Annotated in this window: 16 protein-coding genes; 15 read left to right on the top strand and 1 reads right to left on the bottom strand. The window is 67.1% G+C overall.

Going from position 1 to position 17,809, the window contains the following annotated elements:
* Positions 1-10: 10 nt before the first annotated feature.
* From nuoN to Q8J98_RS06265, 4 genes are read left to right on the top strand one after another with little or no spacing between them, the layout of a single operon-like run.
* Positions 11-1,450, top strand: coding sequence for an NADH-quinone oxidoreductase subunit NuoN (gene nuoN / locus Q8J98_RS06280; RefSeq protein ID WP_305293617.1), 1,440 nt, complete (start codon positions 11-13; stop codon positions 1,448-1,450).
* A gap of 4 nt (positions 1,451-1,454) precedes the next feature.
* Positions 1,455-2,198, top strand: a complete 744-nt coding sequence (locus Q8J98_RS06275; RefSeq protein ID WP_305293616.1) for a biotin--[acetyl-CoA-carboxylase] ligase — start codon at positions 1,455-1,457, stop codon at positions 2,196-2,198.
* A gap of 18 nt (positions 2,199-2,216) precedes the next feature.
* Positions 2,217-2,996: a type III pantothenate kinase gene (locus Q8J98_RS06270; RefSeq protein WP_305293615.1), complete on the top strand. Its 780-nt coding sequence runs from the start codon at positions 2,217-2,219 to the stop codon at positions 2,994-2,996.
* Positions 2,993-4,672 (top strand): ribonuclease J, encoded by a 1,680-nt coding sequence (locus tag Q8J98_RS06265; protein WP_305293614.1) that lies wholly within the window; start codon positions 2,993-2,995, stop codon positions 4,670-4,672. The genes Q8J98_RS06270 and Q8J98_RS06265 overlap by 4 nt, the downstream gene beginning before the upstream one ends.
* 72 nt (positions 4,673-4,744) lie before the next feature.
* Here the strand turns inward: Q8J98_RS06265 and Q8J98_RS06260 are convergent, their stop codons facing one another.
* Complete coding sequence (locus Q8J98_RS06260; RefSeq protein ID WP_305293613.1) at positions 4,745-6,361, bottom strand: DEAD/DEAH box helicase; 1,617 nt, start codon at positions 6,359-6,361, stop codon at positions 4,745-4,747.
* Between the two features lie 300 nt (positions 6,362-6,661).
* Between Q8J98_RS06260 and argS the strand changes: the two genes are divergently transcribed.
* The 11 genes from argS to pgi all read left to right on the top strand — a co-directional run bounded on the left by argS (position 6,662) and on the right by pgi (position 17,771).
* Entirely contained in the window at positions 6,662-8,404 is a 1,743-nt protein-coding gene (gene argS, locus Q8J98_RS06255; protein WP_305293612.1) for an arginine--tRNA ligase, read from the top strand.
* Positions 8,405-8,489: 85 nt separating this feature from the next.
* The gene (locus Q8J98_RS06250; RefSeq protein WP_305293611.1) at positions 8,490-9,494 is read left to right on the top strand and encodes an SPOR domain-containing protein; all 1,005 of its coding nucleotides are present in this window, start codon (positions 8,490-8,492) and stop codon (positions 9,492-9,494) included.
* On the top strand, positions 9,494-10,498 hold the full coding sequence (locus Q8J98_RS06245) for a glycoside hydrolase family 3 N-terminal domain-containing protein (RefSeq protein ID WP_305293610.1): 1,005 nt from the start codon (positions 9,494-9,496) through the stop codon (positions 10,496-10,498). Before Q8J98_RS06250 ends, Q8J98_RS06245 begins: the two co-directional genes overlap by 1 nt.
* On the top strand, positions 10,491-11,273 hold the full coding sequence (locus Q8J98_RS06240) for a ScpA family protein (protein WP_305183347.1): 783 nt from the start codon (positions 10,491-10,493) through the stop codon (positions 11,271-11,273). Before Q8J98_RS06245 ends, Q8J98_RS06240 begins: the two co-directional genes overlap by 8 nt.
* Positions 11,270-11,917: an SMC-Scp complex subunit ScpB gene (locus Q8J98_RS06235; protein WP_305293609.1), complete on the top strand. Its 648-nt coding sequence runs from the start codon at positions 11,270-11,272 to the stop codon at positions 11,915-11,917. The genes Q8J98_RS06240 and Q8J98_RS06235 overlap by 4 nt, the downstream gene beginning before the upstream one ends.
* Entirely contained in the window at positions 11,907-12,119 is a 213-nt protein-coding gene (locus tag Q8J98_RS06230; RefSeq protein ID WP_305293608.1) for a hypothetical protein, read from the top strand. The genes Q8J98_RS06235 and Q8J98_RS06230 overlap by 11 nt, the downstream gene beginning before the upstream one ends.
* Before the next feature lie 69 nt (positions 12,120-12,188).
* Complete coding sequence (locus Q8J98_RS06225) at positions 12,189-13,403, top strand: RSP_2647 family RNA methyltransferase (RefSeq protein WP_305293607.1); 1,215 nt, start codon at positions 12,189-12,191, stop codon at positions 13,401-13,403.
* A complete protein-coding gene (locus Q8J98_RS06220) occupies positions 13,403-13,945 on the top strand; it encodes an RSP_2648 family PIN domain-containing protein (RefSeq protein ID WP_305293606.1) in 543 nt (180 codons plus the stop codon). Before Q8J98_RS06225 ends, Q8J98_RS06220 begins: the two co-directional genes overlap by 1 nt.
* Positions 13,946-14,040: 95 nt before the next feature.
* A complete protein-coding gene (gene zwf / locus Q8J98_RS06215; RefSeq protein ID WP_305293605.1) occupies positions 14,041-15,492 on the top strand; it encodes a glucose-6-phosphate dehydrogenase in 1,452 nt (483 codons plus the stop codon).
* Positions 15,489-16,160, top strand: coding sequence for a 6-phosphogluconolactonase (gene pgl, locus Q8J98_RS06210; protein WP_305293604.1), 672 nt, complete (start codon positions 15,489-15,491; stop codon positions 16,158-16,160). The genes zwf and pgl overlap by 4 nt, the downstream gene beginning before the upstream one ends.
* Positions 16,161-17,771 (top strand): glucose-6-phosphate isomerase, encoded by a 1,611-nt coding sequence (pgi, locus tag Q8J98_RS06205; protein ID WP_305293603.1) that lies wholly within the window; start codon positions 16,161-16,163, stop codon positions 17,769-17,771.
* The last annotated feature ends 38 nt before the right edge of the window (positions 17,772-17,809 follow it).

The following is a 17,809-nucleotide window of genomic DNA, read 5'->3' as shown; positions in this document are numbered from 1 at the left end:
GGGAAATTGAATGACCTACGCTGATTTCTCCACCATTCTGCCCGAGTTCGCGCTGCTGGTCTTTGCCATGGCAGCGCTTCTGGCGGGCGTGTGGACCGGCAAGGATGCGCGCGCCGGGCTGATCCTGTGGCTGAGCGTGGCGATGTTGCTGAGCGCGGCGGCGGTGATCGGGCTTGGCGGCGGGCCAGCGCGCAGCGCCTTTGGCGGCATGTTCATTGACGATGGCTATGCGCGCTTTGCCAAGGTGATAGCATTGCTTGCCGCCGCGGCGGTGCTGGCGATGAGCGCCGATTATCTGGCGCGGCGTGGCCTGATGCGCTTCGAATACCCGATCCTTGTGCTGCTGGCCGTGGTCGGCATGATGATGATGATCTCGGCGGGCGACCTGATGGCGCTTTACATGGGGCTGGAGCTGCAATCGCTCTCGCTGTACGTCATGGCCGCGATGCGCCGCGACAGCGCGAAATCAACCGAGGCGGGGCTGAAATACTTTGTTCTGGGGGCGCTTTCCTCGGGCATCCTGCTTTACGGTGCCTCGCTGGTTTACGGCTTTGCGGGCACCACCTCGTTTGCCGGTATCCTGAGCGTGGCGCAGGAAGGGCATCTGAGCCTCGGCCTGCTTTTCGGGCTGGTGTTTCTGGTCACCGGGCTTGCCTTCAAGGTTTCGGCGGTGCCGTTCCACATGTGGGCACCCGACGTTTACGAAGGCTCGCCGACGCCGGTGACCGCCTTCTTCGCCACCGCCCCCAAGGTGGCGGCGATGACCCTGTTTGCGCGGCTGGTCTATGACGCTTTCGGCAATGTGGTCGGCGACTGGACGCAGATTGTGGCGCTTCTTGCGGTGACCTCGATGTTCCTCGGTGCGGTCGCCGCGATCGGGCAGAAGAACATCAAGCGGCTGATGGCCTATTCCTCGATCGGGCATATGGGTTTCGCGCTGGTCGGGCTTGCTTCGGGCGGGGTGCAGGGCGTGCAGGCAATGCTGCTCTACATGGCGATCTATGTGACGATGAACGTCGGCACCTTTGCCTTCATCCTGTCGATGGAGCGCGATGGCGCGCCGGTGACCGATATTGCTGCGCTCAACCTTTATGCCAAACGCGCGCCGCTGAAGGCGCTGGCGGTGCTGGTGCTGATGTTCTCGCTGGCCGGGGTGCCGCCGATGCTGGGCTTTTTCGCCAAGTTCGCAGTGCTGTCGGCGGCGGTCAACGCGGGCATGGCGTGGCTGGCCGTGCTGGGGGTCATCGCCTCGGTGATCGGGGCCTATTACTACATCCGGATCGTTTACCTGATGTATTTCGGCACGGAAGGCGAAGCGCTGGATACTCGAATGCCCGCGCCGCAATGGTTGTTGCTGATGGGCTCGGCGCTGGTGATGGTGGTGGGTATCGCCAACCTCTTCGGGCTTGAGGCACCGGCGCTGGCGGCGGCGCAGGCGCTTGTGCAGTAATGGGGTGACATGGCCCGAGGGCGTGGCGCGCCACGTTCTCGACGCGGTCGAGAGCACGATGACGGCTGCCGCGAAGCTGGCCGAAGGCGCTGCCCCGACCTGGGTGATGGCACACAGGCAAACCGCCGGGCGCGGGCGGCGTGGCCGCGACTGGCGCGACCCGCCGGGCAATTTCGCGGCGACGCTCAGCCTGCGCCCCGGTCGCGGGCCTGCCGAGGCCGCACTCTATTCCTTTGTCGCGGCGCTGGCGCTGCACGAGGCGCTGGCGACAGTGGCCGGGCCGCAGGCGCGGCTGGCGATCAAATGGCCCAATGATGTGCTGCTGAATGGCGGCAAGGTGGCGGGCATATTGCTTGAAAGCCACGGTGCCGGGCAGGGCATCGGCCAGTTGCTGATCGGCATCGGGGTCAATCTGGTGGCAGTGCCCGATGCGGGCACGCTGGAGCCGGGCGCGGTGCCGCCGGTGGCGCTTGCCCCCGAAACCGGCGCGCGGCTTTTGCCCGAAGAATTCCTGACCTATCTCGCCGCCGCCTTCGCCCGCTGGCAAGCACAGTTCGAGACCTGGGGTTTTGCGCCGATCCGCACCGCCTGGCTGGCGCGGGCGGCGCGGCTTGGGCAGGAAGTGACCGCCCGCACCGGCACCGAGACCCGCACCGGCACCTTTGATACCATCGATGCGCGCGGTGCCATGGTGCTGCGGACCGCTGAAGGCCGGGTGGCGATTGCCGCCGCGGAAGTGTTTTTCTGAAAGCCGAGGGAGGCTCGCATGCTGCTCTGCATCGACTTCGGCAACACCAACACCGTGTTTTCGGTCTGGGATGGCACGCGCTTTCTGGCAACCTGGCGGATTGCCACCGACCACCGGCGCACGGCTGATGAATATTTCGTCTGGCTCTCGTCGCTGATGGCCCTGACGAATATCGAGGCGCGGATCAACGCCGCGATCATTTCCTCGACCGTGCCGCGCGTGGTGTTCAACCTGCGGGTGCTCTGTGATCGCTATTTCGGCTGCCGCCCGCTGGTGGTGGGCAAACCCGATTGCGCGCTGCCGGTTGCCCCGCGCGTCGATCAGGGCACCACGGTCGGGCCTGACCGGCTGGTGAACACGGTGGCCGGATTCGACCGCTTCGGTGGCGACCTGATCGTGGTCGATTTCGGCACCGCCACCACCTTTGACGTAATCGATCTTGATGGTGCCTATATCGGCGGCGTCATTGCGCCCGGCGTCAACCTCAGCCTTGAGGCGCTGCACATGGCGGCGGCGGCGCTGCCGCATGTCGATATCTCGCACCCGACGCAGGTGATCGGCACCAATACCGTCGCCTGTATCCAGTCGGGCATCTACTTTGGCTATATCGGGCTTGTGGAAGGCATCGTGCGCCAGATAAGGAGCGAGCGCGCCCGCCCGATGCGGGTGATCGCCACCGGCGGTCTGGCGGCGCTGTTCGATGCTGGCTTCGATCTCTTCGAGGCGGTCGAAGATGATCTGACGATGCACGGGCTGGTGCTGATCCATCGGTTCAACAAGGAGGCCCACGCGGCATGAAGAAGAACCGGTTGATCTACCTTCCGCTTGGCGGTGCCGGCGAGATCGGGATGAACGCCTATGTTTACGGCTATGGTCCCGAAGGGGCGGAGCGGCTGATTCTGGTCGATCTTGGGGTGACCTTTCCCGACATGGATACCTCGCCCGGCATCGACCTCATCCTGCCCGATATCGGCTGGCTCGAGGCCAATGCGGCGCGGCTTGAGGCGATCTTCATCACCCACGGGCACGAGGACCACCTTGGCGCGCTGGCGCATTACTGGCCGCGCCTCAAGGCGCCGGTGCATCTGCGCAAGTTCACCGGGCGGCTGGCCGAACTGAAGTTCGAGGAAGCAGGGCTGCCGACCGAGGCGCTGCACATCCACCTGCCGCGCCCCGAGGTGGTCGAGGCGGGGCCGTTTCGGGTGCAGTTCGTGCCGGTGAGCCATTCGATTCCGGAAAGCTCGGCGCTGGTGATCGACACGCCTGCGGGCCGCATCGTCCATACCGGCGACTTCAAGCTTGATGGCAGCCCGGTGGTGGGCGAGGCCTTTGATCCGCAGGTCTGGCACGAGATCGCGCAGGAGGGCGCGGGCGTCAAGGTGCTCACCTGCGATTCGACCAACGTCTTCAGCCCGCATCCGGGCCGCTCGGAGGCGTCGCTGGCGGTGCCGCTGACCGAGTTCATCGCGGCCCAGACCGGCATGGTGGTGGCGACCACCTTTGCCTCGAACGTGGCGCGGCTGAAGACCCTTGCCGAGGCGGCTACCGCTGCCGGGCGGCAGGTCTGCCTGCTCGGCCGCGCGATGAAGCGGATGACCGCGGCGGCGATCGAAACCGGGGTGCTGGTCGGGTTTCCCGCCATTCTGCAACCCGAAGAGGCGCAAAAGGTTGCCCGCAACCGGCTGATGCTGATCGTCACCGGCAGCCAGGGCGAGCGACGCGCCGCCTCGGCGCAGCTTTCGCGCGGCAAGTACCTGGGGCTTGAAATGAAGGAGGGCGACACCTTCCTGTTTTCCTCGAAGACCATTCCCGGCAACGAACGCGGCGTGATCCGCATCATGAACGCCTATTCGGAAATCGGGGTCGAGGTGGTCGATGACCGCGGCGGCCTCTACCACGTTTCCGGCCACGCCAATCGCCCCGATCTGGAGGCAGTGCACGACCTTGTGCGCCCGCAGATTCTCATTCCCATGCATGGCGAACACCGGCACATGCGCGAACATGCCAAGATCGCCAGCGCCAAGGGCATTGCGTCAGAGGTCGCGACCAATGGCACCATGCTCGACCTTACCGGCAACTTTCCCGAAGTGGTGGAATTCATCGAGGCCGGGCGCAGCTACCTTGACGGCTCGGTGTTGATCGGCGCGATGGATGGCGTGGTGCGCGACCGGCTGCGGATGGCGATGGGCGGGCATGTGCTGGTCACGGTGATCGTGGACGAAGACGACCTGCCGCTTGGCGACGCCTGGGTGGAGCTGATGGGGCTGGCGGCGCAGGGCCGCTCGGGCGCGGCGCTTGATGCGCAGATCGAGGCGGAACTTGCCGAGTTTCTGGAACGTGCCGATGCCAAGGTGATCGCGTCCGACGAAAAGCTTGACGAGGCAATCCGCCGGATCGTGCGCCAGGTGACGATGGAAGAGATCGGCAAGAAGCCCGAGGTGACACTGGTGGTGTCGCGGCTTCTGGCCGACTGAACCGACGGATTTCCCAAACGAAAGCGCCCGCAGTTGCTTGCTGCGGGCGTTCCGGTTCTTGCCGATCAGCGGTCAGGCCCCGCTTTTGTCGTCGTCGTCGCTGCTTTCGGGGTCAGCGGACTTTGCGGTTTGCGCCGTGGTCCGGAACGAGCGCAGGATGAAATCGGGCACATGGTCGCCAAGACCGCGCACCGGCGCGCCGCCACCTTCGCGCCGCTCGCGCGGCTCGCTGCGCGGCGGGCGGGCATCGCTGCGTTCGCGCGGTTCCTGGCGCTCGCGCGATTCGTTGCGCTCGCGCGGCTCACTGCGGGGGCGGCGATCATCGCGCGCGGCCGCCGGGGCCTCGGCAACGGCTTCGGCCACCGGAGCAGCCTCTGCTTCCGGCATTGCCGCTTGCGGCGCGGGTTTCTCGCTCCGCCGCTCGTCGCGCTCGCCGCGGCCGCGCGAAGAACCGCTGCGGCTGCGCGGGCTGCCACCGCGCGCGGGTTTTTCATCGCGCGCGCGCGGCGGCTGCTGCGAGGCCTCCGAAAAGGCGAAGCCTTCGGGCAATTCGCCCGCCGGGATCGGCATCTTGATGAGCGCGGTGATCGCGCCGAGGTATTTTTCGTCGGCCGGGGTGGCAATCGAGAAGGCCTTGCCTTTCAGCCCGGCGCGGCCGGTGCGGCCGATCCGGTGAATGTAGTCTTCCGCATGGCTCGGCACGTCGAAGTTGAAAATATGGCTCACCGCCGGAATGTCGAGCCCGCGCGCTGCCACATCCGAGGCGATCAGGAATTGCACCGTGCCATCGCGGAACCCGTCCAGCGTGCGGGTGCGGGTGCTCTGGTCCAGATCGCCGTGAATCGGTGCCGCGTTGAAGCCATGCTGTTTCAGTGACTTGGCCAGCACGTCCACTTCGGTCTTGCGGTTGCAGAAGATGATCGCGTTGGTGCAGGCGGCACCCTCCGAACGGATCAGCGCGCGCAGCACCTCGCGCTTTTGCTTGGCCGACTGGTCGCGCCGCGTCGGCTGGATCGCGTAAAGCCGCTGCTCGATGGTTTCCGAAGCCGTCGCCTGGCGCGCCACTTCGATGCGCGCGGGGTTTTTCAGGAAAGCCTTGGTGATGCGCTCGATCTCGGGCGCCATGGTGGCTGAAAAGAACAGCGTCTGCCGGGTGGCCGCCGGGGTAAGCTGGAAGATGCGCTCGATATCGGGAATGAAACCCATGTCGAGCATCCTGTCGGCCTCGTCCACCACCATGATCGACACGCCGGTGAGCAACAGCTTGCCGCGCTCGAAATGGTCCAGAAGACGGCCCGGCGTGGCGATCAGCACATCGACACCCCGGTCGATAAGCTTGTCCTGCTCGCCAAAGGAAACCCCGCCGATCAGCAGCGCCTTGGTCAGCTTGGTGTATTTCGCATAGGTATCGAAGTTCTCCGCCACCTGCGCCGCAAGCTCGCGCGTCGGGCACAGCACCAGAGAGCGCGGCATCCGCGCCCGCGCCCGGCCACGGCCGAGGAGCGTGATCATCGGCAGCACGAAGCTCGCGGTCTTGCCGGTGCCGGTCTGGGCAATGCCGAGCACGTCGCGGCCTTCGAGCGCATGCGGAATCGCGCCAGCCTGGATCGGGGTCGGGGTTTCATAGCCGGCATCGGCAATGGCGGAAAGGACCACAGGGTCCAGTTTCAGGTCGGAAAATTTGGTCATCAGCGTCCTTGAATGCGGCATCGGACCGCATGGTGTGAAGGGGGACGCGAAATCCGGGCGTCCCGGGCAGTGCCGCCGGTCGCGGCCAGAGTGACCTAGAGCAAATGCCGCCAAAGGTCAATTGCGCAGGCGCGGGCGGGGCGCTGCCCCGCACCCCGGGATATTTTGCTGAAGCAATCGGCAAGACTGCTTCAGGGAAATATCCCGGGGGTGCGGGGGCTGGCCCCCGCATCAGGGGGCCTTGGCATTGACGCCGCGCGGGCGCTCTGGCAGGACCGTGGCCAACGAAGGGGATGCGACATGAACCTTTTTGCCGAGATCCGCGCCGCTGTCATTGGCGCGCTGGAAGAGATGCAGGCGGCAGGGGCCTTGCCTGCCGGGCTGGCGATGGAGGCGGTGGCGGTGGAGCCGCCGCGCGATCCGGCGCATGGCGACATGGCAACCAATGCGGCGATGGTTCTGGCCAAGCCTGCCGGGGTCAATCCGCGTGTTCTGGCCGACGATCTGGCCGCGAGGCTCGGGCGCGATCGGCGCATCGCGCTGGCCGAAGTGGCGGGGCCGGGGTTCCTGAACCTGCGGCTGGTGCCGGGGGCCTGGCGCGAGGTGGTCAAGGCGGCGCTTGCCAAGGGGCCGGATTTCGGGCGCTCGGCGCTTGGGGCCGGGGCGCGGGTCAATGTCGAATTCGTTTCCGCCAACCCCACCGGGCCGATGCATGTGGGCCATGTGCGCGGCGCGGTCTTCGGCGATGCGCTTGCGGCACTTCTGGATTTCGCGGGTTATGCGGTGACGCGCGAATACTACATCAACGATGGCGGCGCGCAGGTTGATGTGCTGGCGCGCTCGGCCTATGAGCGCTACCGCGAGGCCAATGGCCTCGAGCCGGAAATCCGCGAGGGGCTCTACCCCGGCGATTACCTCATTCCCGTCGGCGAGGCGCTGAAGGCAAAATACGGCACCCGGCTGATCGACCAGCCGGAGGCGGTCTGGCTTGCCGATCTGCGCGCCTTTGCCACCGAAGCGATGATGGCGATGATCCGCGCCGATCTGGCACTGCTTAATGTGCATATGGACGTTTTCTCCAGCGAAAAGGCGCTTTACGGCACCGGCAAGATCGAGGCGGCGATTGCCGCGCTGCGCGCGCAGGGGCTGATCTACGAGGGCACGCTGGAGCCGCCGAAGGGCAAGACCCCCGAGGATTGGGAACCGCGGGTGCAGACCTTGTTCCGCTCGACCGCGCATGGCGACGATCAGGACCGGCCGGTGCAGAAATCGGATGGGTCATGGACCTATTTTGCCCCCGACATCGCCTACCATTACGACAAGATCCAGCGTGGCTTTGACCAGTTGATCGACGTGCTCGGGGCGGATCACGGCGGCTATGTGAAGCGGATGAAGGCGGCGGTTTCGGCTCTTTCGGGGGGGCGTGTGCCGCTCGACATCAAGCTTATCCAGTTGGTGAAGCTCTGGAAGAACGGCGAGCCGTTCAAGATGAGCAAGCGCGCGGGCACATTCGTGACGCTGCGTGATGTGGTCGAACAGGCGGGGGCCGATGTAACCCGCTTCGTGATGCTGACACGCAAGAACGACGCGGCGCTGGATTTCGACTTTGCGCGGGTGCTGGAACAGTCGAAGGACAATCCGGTGTTTTATGTGCAATATGCCCATGCGCGGGTGCGGTCGGTGTTGCGCAAGGCTGCGGAGGCGGGGATCGAGGTCACCGATGCAGCACTTGCCGGGGTGGACCTTTCCGGGCTGTCGCACGAGGCCGAGCTTGCGCTTGCCAAGCGCATCGCGGAATGGCCGCGACTGGTCGAGATTGCCGCCAGGGGCCACGAGCCGCACCGGATCGCATTTTACCTTTATGAGTTGGCATCGGATCTGCATTCCTTGTGGAACCGTGGCAATGACGAGCCGAGCTTGCGCTTCCTGCAGGCCGACGCCGCAACCTCGCAGGCGAAAATCGCCCTGGCACGGGCCGCGGGCGTTGTTATTTCCGCAGGTCTTGCTATTCTGGGTGTGACCCCCGCCGAGGAAATGCGCTGAGCAAAGCGCAAACGGCAGGGCGACGAGGCAGGCCGGCGGGTCCGGCGCAAGAAGGCTAAGCCGGATAACCGGCAGCGAGGCAGGCATGGCGAGCATTCCCCTCCGCGATAGCGGTGATGCGGGTTTTGGCGATGAGCCGCCCGAGGCCTTGCCCGCGACCGCGCTGGTCGAGGGGCTCTTCAACACTGCCGCGGTTCTGGTCTCGCTGGCGCTTGTCGGCGGGCTCGCGGTCTGGGGCTACCGTCTGGCGGTGCGCGATGTGGCGGGGGTGCCGGTGATCCGCGCGCTCGAAGGCCCGGCGCGGATTGCGCCCGCTGATCCGGGCGGCGAGCTGGCGCGCCATGTCGGGCTTTCGGTAACTGCGGTGGCGGCAAGCGGCACCGCGCGCGCCATGCCTGAACAGGTGGTGCTGGCGCCACGCCCGATCGAGCTTGAAGCAACCGATGCACCGATGGCGGCACTGGCACCATTGGCCGCGGGTACCGCCCCGGCCCCGGCGGCCGTGGCTCCGGCGGCCGCAACAGCTGCGCCGCAGCTTGACCGGTTTGCCGCCCTGCCCGAGGCGGGCGCGCCGGGGTTGCCGCTTGCACCCGGCGAGGAACCGGATGCGGTGATTCTGGCGCTTGCCGAAGCGATGGCCTATGGCGCGGCGCTGACGCCCGCGGCCCATGCCGGGCCGCTGGGCTCGGGCACGGCGGTGGCCGCGACCGCGCGCGCCGATCTGGTGCCCGAATCGGTGCCGGGCGTGGTGCGCTCACCCAAGCCCGCGGCGCGCCCGGCGCGGTTGCTGCTGGCATCGGCGGCCAGCGCGCTAGATCTTGCGCCCGAGGCATTGGTGCCCGGAATGCGGCTGGTGCAGCTTGGGGCCTTTGCCTCGCCTGAGCTTGCCCGCGCCGAATGGGACCGGGTTGCGGCGCGGTTCGAAGCGTTGATTGCCGGCAAGCAGCGGGTGATCCAGAGCGCCGAAAGCGGTGGCCGGGTGTTCTACCGGCTGCGCGTGGCGGGGTTTGGCAATGCCGACGAGGCGCGCCAGTTCTGCGCGGCGCTGGCGGCGGAACAGACCAACTGCATTCCCGCACAGGTTTTCTGATGCCCGCAAGCGCCGCCATTCTTGGCTGCGAGGGGCTTTGGCTGGGGGCGGAAGAAGCGGCGTTCTTTCGCGATGCAGACCCCTGGGGTTTCATCCTCTTTGGCCGCAATGTCGCCGACCCCTGGCAACTGGCGCGGCTGGTGGCCGATCTGCGCGAAAGCGTCGGGCGCGAGGCCCCGGTGCTGATCGATCAGGAAGGCGGGCGGGTGGCGCGGCTTGGCGCGCCGCACTGGCGCGCCTGGCTTGACCCGCTTGCGCAGGCCGCGCGGGCCGGGGCGGCCGGGCCGCGAAGTTTCTGGCTGCGCTACAGGCTGATTGCGGCCGAGCTTGCAGCGCTTGGCATTGATGCGAATTGTGCGCCCTCAGCCGATATTGCCGGGCCGCGCACCCACCCGTTTTTGCGCCCGCGCTGCCTTGGCCAATCGGCAGCCGAGGTTGCCGCCAATGCCCGCGCCGCGGCAAAGGGGCTGCTGGCGGGCGGGGTGTTGCCGGTGCTCAAGCACCTGCCCGGGCACGGCCGCGCCGAGGTTGACAGCCACCTTGCGCTGCCAGTGGTGGCCGAGGATGCTGCAACGCTTGGTGCCGAGGATTTTGCCCCGTTCCGCGCGCTTGCAGATCTGCCGATGGCGATGACCGCGCATGTGCGCTACCCGGCGCTTGCCGACGCCCCGGCGACGCTTTCGGCCCCGATCATCGGGTTGATCCGCGAGGCGATCGGATTTCGAGGCCTGCTGATGACCGACGACATTTCGATGCAGGCGCTTTCGGGCGGGCTTTCCGGGCGCAGCGCGGCGGCGTTGGCGGCGGGCTGCGATGTGGTGCTGCATTGCAACGGCAAGCGGGCCGAGATGGAGGCGGTGGTTACCGCCGCCGGGGCGCTTTGCCCCGCTGCCGAGGCCCGCGCCGCCGCAGCGCTTGCCTGCCGCCGCCGCCCCGAACCCATTGACAGCCGCGCCCTCGCGGCGGAACTTGGGGCAGTTTTGCAAGGCCCGCCCGATGCCTGATGCCGATTTCGAAACCGATACGCCCAGCGTCGCCGACCGGCTGGCCGGTGAAGCGCTGATTGTCGATGTCGATGGCTTCGAGGGGCCGCTTGATCTGCTGCTGGCGCTGTCGCGCAGCCAGCGGGTTGATCTGCGCCGGATTTCGGTGCTGGCACTGGCCGAGCAATACCTTGCCTTTGTCGATCAGGCCAAGGCGCTGCGGATTGAGCTTGCGGCGGATTATCTGGTGATGGCGGCCTGGCTTGCGTTTCTCAAATCGCGGCTGCTGTTGCCGCCGGACCCTTCGGACAGTGGTCCGAGCGCCGAAGACATGGCCGCACATCTGGCATTTCAGCTTGAGCGGCTGGCGGCAATGCGCGAGGCGGCGGCGCGGCTGATGGCGCGCGCGCGGCTCGGGCAGGATTTCTTTGCGCGCGGCGAGGTCGAAGGCCCGGCGCTGATCCGTCGTTTGCGCTACACGGCGACCTTGCTCGATCTGATGCAGGCCTATGCGCGGATCCGCACCCGTGACGAGTTTCGCCCTTTTTCCTACGACCGGCAGAACATCTGGACCATGGAACAGGCGCTGGAGCGGATGCGCGGCTTGATCGGCTTTGCCGGTGAGTGGACCGATCTTGCAAGCTTTCTGCCCGAAGGCTGGCGTGCCGATGCAGCCCGCCGCAGGTCTGCCACCGCCGCCACTTTCGCCGCAGTGCTGGAACTGGCGCGGCAGGGGCATTGCGAGCTGCGCCAGTCCGAAACCTTTGCTCCGTTGTCGATAAGGCACAGATCATGAATGCAACCCCGCCGCTTTTCGCCGCCCCGACCTTGCCGGAACAGGAACGGATGCTGGAGGCCATGCTTTTCGCCTCGGCGGTGCCCCTGCCGCTGACCGAGTTGCAGGCGCGGTTGCCCGAGGGCTGCGATGCCGCGACGGCGCTTGACGGGCTCAGACGGCGCTACCTTGGGCGCGGGGTGGTGCTGGTGCCGGTGGGCGAGGCCTGGGCGTTTCGCACCGCACCCGACCTTGGCTTTCTGTTGCAGCGCGAGACCACCGAAACCCGCAAACTAAGCCGCGCCGCAATCGAGACCTTGTCGATCATCGCCTATCACCAGCCGGTTACCCGCGCCGAGATCGAGGAAATTCGCGGTGTTGCGGTCAGCCGCGGCACCGTGGAGCAGTTGCTGGAGCTGGATTGGGTGCGCTTTGGCCGCCGCCGGATGACGCCGGGGCGACCCGTCACCTTTGTCGTGACGCAGGGGTTTCTGGACCATTTCGGGCTGGAAAGCGCGCGCGATCTGCCGGGGCTGAAGGAATTGCGCGCCGCCGGGTTGCTTGACAACCGCCCCGCACCCGATCTTGCCGGGCCGGGTGAGATGGAACCGGGCGAGGATGCGGGGCAGGCCGACATGTTCGAGGAGGAAGCCGATGAGCATTGAGCAGATACTGGGCCGGGTGATGCGGCTTTTCGGGCGGCGCGCGGTGAACCTTGGCATCAACAAGGGCATTGAGGTGGCGGCACGGCGCGGCAAGCCCGAGGCAGAGATGACGCCCGAGGATCAGGCGCAGGCGCGCGCCGCGCGCCAGACCGCCAAGCGCGCGCGGCAGGCGGTGCGCCTAGCGCGCCGTCTGGGCAAATAGGCGGCGGCCGCTTTCAAATCCCGCGTGATGCGGTTAGAGCGGGGCGGACCCTTGCGAAAGCCTGCCCAGATGAGCCCCGACACCGATCCCCCGACCCGCGCGCACCCGGTGGTGCGGTTGCGCCCAAAGGCCGAGGCGCGCGCCATCCGCCATGGCTTTCCCTGGGTCTATGCCGACGAGTTGGTGACCGACCGGCGCACGCAAGGGCTTGCCCCCGGCGCGCTGGCGGTGCTGGAAGACGCCGAACGGCATGAGCTTGGCCTGGTCACGGTCAACACCCAGTCGCGGATCATCGCGCGCATGCTCGACCGCGATCCGGCGGCGGTGATCGACCGGGCCTGGTTTGCGGCGCGGCTGGCGCGGGCGCTGGCGCTGCGCCAGCGGCTTTTTGATGCGCCGTTCTACCGGCTGATCCATGCCGAGGCTGACGGGCTTCCCGGTGTCATCATTGACCGTTTCGGCGATGCTGCAGTGATTCAGCCCAACGCTGCCTGGGCCGAGGCGCATCTGGCGGCACTTGCGGCGGCGCTGGCAGAGGTGACCGGGGTTGCGACGATCGTCAAGAACGGCTCGGGGCGGGCGCGTGGGCTGGAAGGGCTGGCCGAGGAGACGCTGCTGCTTGTCGGCACACTGGCCGGGCCGGTGCCGGTGGCAATGAATGGCGCGGTCTATATGGCCGACCTCATGGGCGGGCAGAAAACCGGGCTCTACTATGACCAGCGCCCGAACCATGCCTTTGCCGCGCGGCTTGCAGGCGGCGGTCGGGTGCTGGATGTGTTTTCCCATGTCGGCGGCTTCGCGCTTGCCTGCCTCGCCGCAGGGGCAACATCGGCGCTGGCGGTGGATGCTTCGGCCCCGGCGCTGGCACTGGCCGCCGAGGGTGCCGCGGCAATGGGGCAGGGTGCGAGCCTTGCCACCCGGCAGGGCGATGCCTTTGCCGCGATGGAGGCGCTTGCCGCAGAGGGCGCAGCATTTGACCTCGTGGTCTGCGACCCGCCGGCCTTTGCCCCTGCCAAACCGGCGCTGGTCGCGGGCTTGCGCGCCTATGAACGGGTGGCGCTGCTGGCGGCGAAACTGGTGGCACCGGGCGGCTACCTCGGGCTTTGTTCGTGCTCGCATGCGGCGGACCTCGCGGCGTTTCGCAGCGCTTGCGCGCGCGGCATAGGCCGCGCCGGGCGGCGCGGGCAGCTGATCTTTACCGGCGGTGCCGGGCCGGACCACCCGATGCTGCCGCAACTGGCCGAAAGCGCCTATCTCAAGGCGCTGTTCTTCCGGCTCGACTGATGCGCGCGGTGCTTGATGCCTGCGTGCTCTACCCCACGGTCCTGCGCGAAATGCTGCTTGGGGCGGCGGCAGCGGGACTTTATCAGCCGCTCTGGTCCGCGCGGATACTGGAGGAATGGGCGCGCGCCACGGTAAAGCTCGGGCCGGTCGAGGAAGCCTTTGCACGCGGCGAGATCGCGGCGTTGAAGGCGGCGTTTCCGGCGGCAGGCGTGCCCCGGCGCGCGGGGCTGGAGGCAAGGCTGCACTTGCCGGATGAAAATGACATCCATGTGCTTGCCACCGCCATCGCGGGCGGCGCCGACGCCATTGTGACGCTCAACCGCGCCGACTTTCCGCGCGCAGCACTTGCCGCCGAGGGTATCGCCCGGCGCGACCCCGACGGGTTTTTGTGGGAGCTTTGGTCGCATCATCCCGCCGAAGTTGCCGCAGTAGCTGATGCGGTGCGCGCCCGTGCCGAAACCGCATTGGGCAGCCCGCAACCGCTTCGCCCGCTGCTGAAACGCGCCGGATTGCCGCGCCTTGGCAAGGCACTGGCGGGGTAATGCGCGCTCTGGCCCAGCCCGCCCGGCGATGCTAGACTTCCCGTTGCCGGGGCGCTACAAGGCCCGCGTTAGCGCTAACTGCAAGGAGCCTGCGCATGGTCTCGCGCGTCATTCCGGTTGATCCCTTTGACCTTGTGATCTTTGGTGCCACCGGGGATCTGGCGCGGCGCAAGATATTGCCCGGCCTCTACCGCCGCTTTCTGGGCGGCCAGATTCCGGATGAGGCCTGCCTTATAGGTGCCGCCCGCGCCTCGCTCAGCGATGACCAGTTTCGCGCCCAGATCGAGGCGGCGATTGCCGAATTCGTTGACCCGGCCAAACGCGACCCGGCGCAGATTGCGCGGTTTCTGCGCTGCGTGCGCTATGTGGCGATCGATGCGACCGGCGAGGAAGGCTGGGCACAACTGAAGGCACTGGTGCGCCCTGACCGGGTGCAGGCCTTCTATTTCTCGGTCGCCCCGACGCTGTTCGGCGCGCTGGCCGAGCGGCTGCACAAGCACGAGATCGCCAACAGCGAAGCGCGCATCGTGGTGGAAAAGCCCTTTGGCCGCGACCTTGCTTCGGCGCGGGCGCTCAACGGCACGCTGGCCGCGCATTTTGACGAGCGCCAGATCTACCGGATCGACCATTACCTCGGCAAGGAAACCGTGCAGAACCTGATGGCGGTGCGCTTTGCCAATATCCTGTTCGAGCCGCTCTGGAACGCGCAATTCGTCGACCATGTGCAGATCACCGTGGCCGAGACCGTGGGCGTTGGCGGGCGCGGGGCCTATTATGACAAATCCGGCGCGATGCGCGACATGGTGCAAAATCACCTGATGCAGCTTTTGTGCCTGATCGCCATGGAGCCGCCCTACCACTTCGACCCCGATGCGGTGCGCGACGAAAAGCTCAAGGTGATCCGCGCGCTCGACCCGCTGACCAGCGAAGACATCGTGCGTGGCCAATATGTCGATGCCAGGGGCAAATCCTATGTGGACGATGCCGAGAATCCGGCAAGCCGGACGGAAAGCTACATTGCGCTGCGCTGCCACGTCGCCAACTGGCGCTGGAAGGGCACGCCCTTCTATCTGCGGACCGGCAAGAAACTGCGCGCCCGCACCTCGGAAATTGCCGTGGTGTTCAAGGAGCCGCCGCATTCGATCTTCGACGACGATACCGGCTGGCGCGAGAACATGCTGGTGATCCGGCTGCAACCGAATGAGGGCATGAACCTGAAGATGATGATCAAGGAACCGGGGCCGGGCGGCATGCGCCTGGTGCAGGTGCCGCTGGATATGTCGTTTGCCGACGCGCTGGGCGAGGAGGGGGCCGATATGCCCGACGCCTATGAGCGGCTGATCATGGATGTGATCCGCGGCAATCAGACATTGTTCATGCGCGGCGACGAGGTCGAGGCGGCCTGGGCCTGGACCGACCCGATCATCGCCGGCTGGGAGGCGACAAAGGCGCGCCCGCAACGCTATGATGCGGGGTCTTCGGGGCCGGAAGACGCGCTGATGCTGATGCACCGCGATGCCCGCCGCTGGCGCGAGATCCGCGAATGATCTGGTGCGACTATCCCGACCGCGAGATGATGGCGTTGGCGCTTGCCGACCGGATCGCGGCAGAGCTGGCGCAGGGCCTGCGCAGCGCTGGCCGCGCCTCGCTCTGTGTGCCCGGCGGCAGCACACCGGGGCCGGTGTTCGATCTGCTGTCGGGGGTCGATCTCGACTGGGCAAATATCGCGGTGTTTCTGGGCGATGAACGCTGGGTGCCGGAAAGCTCCAAGCGCTCGAATACCCGGCAACTCAGGGCGCGGCTGATGCGCGGGCGTGCCGCTGCCGCGCGGCTGCTGCCGATGCGCGCCGACACGGCCGAACCCGAAGCGGCGCTGGCGGCGCTGGCCGAAGGCATCGCACCGCATCTGCCGATCACCGTGCTGCTGCTCGGCATGGGCGACGACATGCACACCGCCAGCCTCTTTCCCGGTGCCGACCGGCTGGCCGAGGCGCTGGCACCCGATGCGCCGGTGCTGATGGCGCTGCGCGCCCCCGGCCTGCCCGAGCCGCGGATCACCCTGACCGCGCCGGTGCTCGCAGGCGCGCTGAACACCCATGTTCTGATCACCGGCACCGCCAAGCGCGCCGCGATCCTGCGCGCCGAGACGCTGCCACCGGCCGAGGCACCGATCAGCGCCCTGCTTTCCCACGCTACCATCCATTGGGCTGAATGAATGAACATCTGGAACGACCTTGCCCGCCACCACGCCGCCACCGCTTCGCGCCCTTTGCTGGCGCTGTTCGATGACCCGGCGCGCGCCAGCGGCTTTTCGATCGAGGCCTGCGATTTCCTCCTCGATTATTCCAAGACCGGGATCGATGCCGAGGCGCGGGCGCTGCTGCTCTTGCTTGCCGAAACTGCCGGGGTCGAGGCACGACGCAAGGCGATGTTCACCGGGGCCGCGATCAATGAAACCGAGGGTCGCGCCGTGCTGCACACCGCCTTGCGCAACATGCAGGGGCGGCTGGTGGTGGCAGGGCAAGAGGTGCTTGCCGAAACCCGCGCCACCCACGCGCGCCTTGTGACCTTTGCCCGCGATCTGCGCGAAGGCCGGTTTCGTGGCCAGGGCGGGGTGATCACCGATGTGGTGAATATCGGCATTGGCGGCTCCGACCTTGGCCCGGCAATGGCCACGCTGGCGCTTGCTCCCTATCACACCGGGCCGCGCTGCCATTTCGTCTCCAACGTCGATGGCGCGCAGGTGGCGGACGTGCTCAGGCCGCTTGACCCCGAAACCACGCTGGTCATTGTCGCCTCGAAAACCTTCACCACCATTGAGACCATGACCAATGCCGCCGCCGCGCGGGCGTGGATGGCGGCAAAGGTGGCAGACCCTGCGGCGCAATTTGCCGCCGTCTCCAGCGATCTTGTCCGCACCGCCGCATTCGGCATCGCGCCAGAGCGGGTTTTCGGTTTTGCCGATTGGGTTGGCGGTCGCTATTCGGTCTGGGGTCCGGTCGGGCTGCCACTGATGCTTGCCATCGGCCCGGCGCATTTCGAGGCGTTTCTGGCCGGGGCGGCCGAAATGGATGCGCATTTCCGCGCTGCCCCGCTGGCGCGCAACCTGCCGGTGCTGCTGGCGCTGGTGGGGGTCTGGCACAACCAGATCTGCGGCTACGCCACCCGCGCGGTGCTGCCCTATGAACAGCGGCTGAGCCGCCTGCCCGCCTACCTGCAACAGCTGGAGATGGAGAGTAACGGCAAGCGCGTGGCCATGGACGGCAGCGATCTGCCGCGCCATTCCGGCCCGATTGTCTGGGGCGAGCCCGGCACCAACGGCCAGCATGCCTTCTTCCAGCTGCTCCACCAGGGCACCCGCATTGTGCCTTGCGAGTTTCTGCTGGCCGCCGAGGGCCACGAGCCGGAGCTTGACCATCAGCACCTTCTGCTTGTCGCCAACTGCCTGGCGCAGTCCGAGGCGCTGATGCGCGGGCGCAGCCTTGCCGAAGCGACGCAGCTGATGCAGGCCAGCGGGCTTTCCGGTGTCGAATGCGACCGGCAGGCGCGGCATCGGGTGTTTCCCGGTAACCGGCCCTCGACGACGCTGCTCTATCCGCGGCTGACGCCGCATGTGCTCGGCGGTATCCTGGCGCTTTATGAACACCGGGTGTTCTGCGAAGGGGTGATTCTGGGGATCAACAGTTTCGACCAATGGGGGGTGGAACTGGGCAAGGAGCTGGCACTGGCACTGGCCCCGGTCCTGGCCGGAACAGATGCAGGGGGCGGAAAGGACGCCTCCACCCTGGCACTCGCCAACCGCATTCGCGCGATCCGCGATCACTGAGCACCGGCCCCGCCGTGCGCCTTGCGGCACGCGCGCTT

It is taken from the genome of Phaeovulum sp., from assembly GCF_030684035.1.
Lineage (GTDB): Bacteria > Pseudomonadota > Alphaproteobacteria > Rhodobacterales > Rhodobacteraceae > UBA6213.
The sequence above is the reverse complement of the archived record's forward strand: the minus strand, read 5'-3'. Positions and strand labels throughout refer to the sequence as shown.

Excerpts from the sequence above, each read along its gene's own strand:
- Q8J98_RS06245 (WP_305293610.1), top strand. The coding sequence starts at position 9,494 with ATGCCCGCAAGCGCCGCCATTCTTGGCTGCGAGGGGCTTTGGCTGGGG.
- Q8J98_RS06230 (WP_305293608.1), top strand. The coding sequence starts at position 11,907 with ATGAGCATTGAGCAGATACTGGGCCGGGTGATGCGGCTTTTCGGGCGG.
- Q8J98_RS06225 (WP_305293607.1), top strand. The coding sequence starts at position 12,189 with ATGAGCCCCGACACCGATCCCCCGACCCGCGCGCACCCGGTGGTGCGG.
- nuoN (WP_305293617.1), top strand. The coding sequence starts at position 11 with ATGACCTACGCTGATTTCTCCACCATTCTGCCCGAGTTCGCGCTGCTG.
- Q8J98_RS06260 (WP_305293613.1), bottom strand. The coding sequence starts at position 6,361 with ATGACCAAATTTTCCGACCTGAAACTGGACCCTGTGGTCCTTTCCGCC.
- zwf (WP_305293605.1), top strand. The coding sequence starts at position 14,041 with ATGGTCTCGCGCGTCATTCCGGTTGATCCCTTTGACCTTGTGATCTTT.
- Q8J98_RS06270 (WP_305293615.1), top strand. The coding sequence starts at position 2,217 with ATGCTGCTCTGCATCGACTTCGGCAACACCAACACCGTGTTTTCGGTC.
- Q8J98_RS06265 (WP_305293614.1), top strand. The coding sequence starts at position 2,993 with ATGAAGAAGAACCGGTTGATCTACCTTCCGCTTGGCGGTGCCGGCGAG.
- argS (WP_305293612.1), top strand. The coding sequence starts at position 6,662 with ATGAACCTTTTTGCCGAGATCCGCGCCGCTGTCATTGGCGCGCTGGAA.
- Q8J98_RS06250 (WP_305293611.1), top strand. The coding sequence starts at position 8,490 with ATGGCGAGCATTCCCCTCCGCGATAGCGGTGATGCGGGTTTTGGCGAT.
- Q8J98_RS06235 (WP_305293609.1), top strand. The coding sequence starts at position 11,270 with ATGAATGCAACCCCGCCGCTTTTCGCCGCCCCGACCTTGCCGGAACAG.
- Q8J98_RS06220 (WP_305293606.1), top strand. The coding sequence starts at position 13,403 with ATGCGCGCGGTGCTTGATGCCTGCGTGCTCTACCCCACGGTCCTGCGC.
- pgl (WP_305293604.1), top strand. The coding sequence starts at position 15,489 with ATGATCTGGTGCGACTATCCCGACCGCGAGATGATGGCGTTGGCGCTT.
- Q8J98_RS06240 (WP_305183347.1), top strand. The coding sequence starts at position 10,491 with ATGCCTGATGCCGATTTCGAAACCGATACGCCCAGCGTCGCCGACCGG.
- pgi (WP_305293603.1), top strand. The coding sequence starts at position 16,161 with ATGAACATCTGGAACGACCTTGCCCGCCACCACGCCGCCACCGCTTCG.